This window comes from Streptococcus sp. GMD4S, from assembly GCF_000296955.1.
This window is the reverse complement of the sequence record NZ_AJRE01000213.1, coordinates 1-1,534: the sequence shown is the minus strand read 5'-3', so window position 1 is coordinate 1,534 and position 1,534 is coordinate 1. Positions and strand designations below refer to the sequence as shown.

The window sequence follows — 1,534 nt, the reverse complement described above, 5'->3', positions numbered from 1 at the left end:
ACTGGGCGCTCCCAGCATAAACAAAGAGGCTCATCAAGCCCATCTCAACAGGTGTCACATAGGGCGCACCGATAATCCCACAAGCCAGGCCAATGCTGACATAGCCAAGGGCAGTCGGCATGGCCGCCTGTACACCTTCCCAAAATCCTTTTTCTTTCATCCTTCTCCTCATATTCTCTCCAATTGAGGCTGTTCGTTATCACAGCCACAGCACGGACTATTATAACATATTCAAATAAGGGAAAAAAGTTTAGAGTTTGAAACTTGAAGCTAGTAAACATTGTAAAAAATGTTACCTGTTTATGGATACATGAGAAATTGATCCACTCGAATCATATACTTGTTGGCTTCAGTTTTTTCAGCATCTTCATCTTCTGTCGGATAGACATCGACCCAGAGTTCCCACTGTTGTCCTTTCAGCTTGACCTTGTAGCGATAACCGTCATCATAGAGTCCTACCGGATCAGTGGTCATGGACTGGTAATCTGGGAGTTCTTCCAATTCTTTTTTTACAGTCTGGGATAGATTGTTGATCACTACTTGTTGCTCCCCTTTTGAAGCTACAGTAATATGAGCTGTCGCTTCTTCCAAGCGATGCGATTTTGAAAATGTGAATCTTACTCGACCTGTATGGCCCTTCAAAGAAATATTTTCGTAATCATAGAAAAGGCGACCTGTTTTATAGAAATAAGGGTCTTCTGCACGCCAAGTATCGCGATAGGCCATTTCCTCTTCTTCCACCACTTGGCTAGCCTCTCCAAATACTTCTTCAAAAGATTTAACAGGCATACCAAACGAAAGGGATTCAAACAAAACTAGTTGCGTCTTGTTGATATTATGGCAAGCTGATAAAAGCATGAGTAAAGCTCCAAGAGCAAGTAAACTACTGATTATTTTTGTAATTTTCATATTTTTACTATACTAAAAAACTCTATCATTTGTCCAAGATAAAAGAGTTAACCATTAACTGACTTCTATTCTAGGGTATAGAAGGAAAGGATTACGATGCATGCCTCCGATATTGACTAATCCCAACCCCATATTTCTTATCTTCAGGTTTCTCATGATAACCTAGTTCTGTTGGATAGACTTCAACCCAGAGTTCCTCCATTTGTCCTTGTAATTTGGCTTTATATCGATAAGAATCTTTCTCGAGTCCTAGCATTTCAACAGTCAAAGACTGATAGTCTGGCAAAGTTTCAATCTCTGTTTTTATAAACTGAGATAAATTGTTGACCAGTTCTTTCTGTTCCACTTTTGAATTGATAGGAAAAGAGACTCTTACTTCTTCTAAAGTATGCCATTTTGAAAATGTGAAATCTGCACGAACAGTATAGTCTTTCCACCTCATGTTTTCGTAATAGTAGAAGAGGCGACCTGTTTTATAAAAATAAGGGTCTTCTGCACGCCAAGTATCACGATAAGCCATTTCTGTTTCCTCAACAACTTTATCAGCTTCTCCAAATACTTTTTCAAAAGATTCTGTGGACATATAAAAGGAAAGAGATTTAAACATGACTAACTGCGTACTAGG

General features: G+C 39.0%; 2 protein-coding genes and 1 pseudogene. All 3 read right to left on the bottom strand.

Annotation, left to right across the window (positions count from 1 at the left end):
* Positions 1 to 121: pseudogene (locus GMD4S_RS12995) on the bottom strand (AzlC family ABC transporter permease); the annotation flags it as partial.
* A gap of 179 nt (positions 122 to 300) precedes the next feature.
* Complete coding sequence (locus tag GMD4S_RS08740; protein ID WP_025172597.1) at positions 301 to 909, bottom strand: hypothetical protein; 609 nt, start codon at positions 907 to 909, stop codon at positions 301 to 303.
* A gap of 91 nt (positions 910 to 1,000) precedes the next feature.
* The coding region (locus tag GMD4S_RS08735) for a hypothetical protein (RefSeq protein ID WP_000299169.1) at positions 1,001 to 1,534 on the bottom strand (534 nt) is incomplete at its 5' end.

Bases quoted from the DNA above. Each gene is read 5' to 3' on its own strand.
- GMD4S_RS08740 (WP_025172597.1), bottom strand. From the start codon at position 909: ATGAAAATTACAAAAATAATCAGTAGTTTACTTGCTCTTGGAGCTTTA.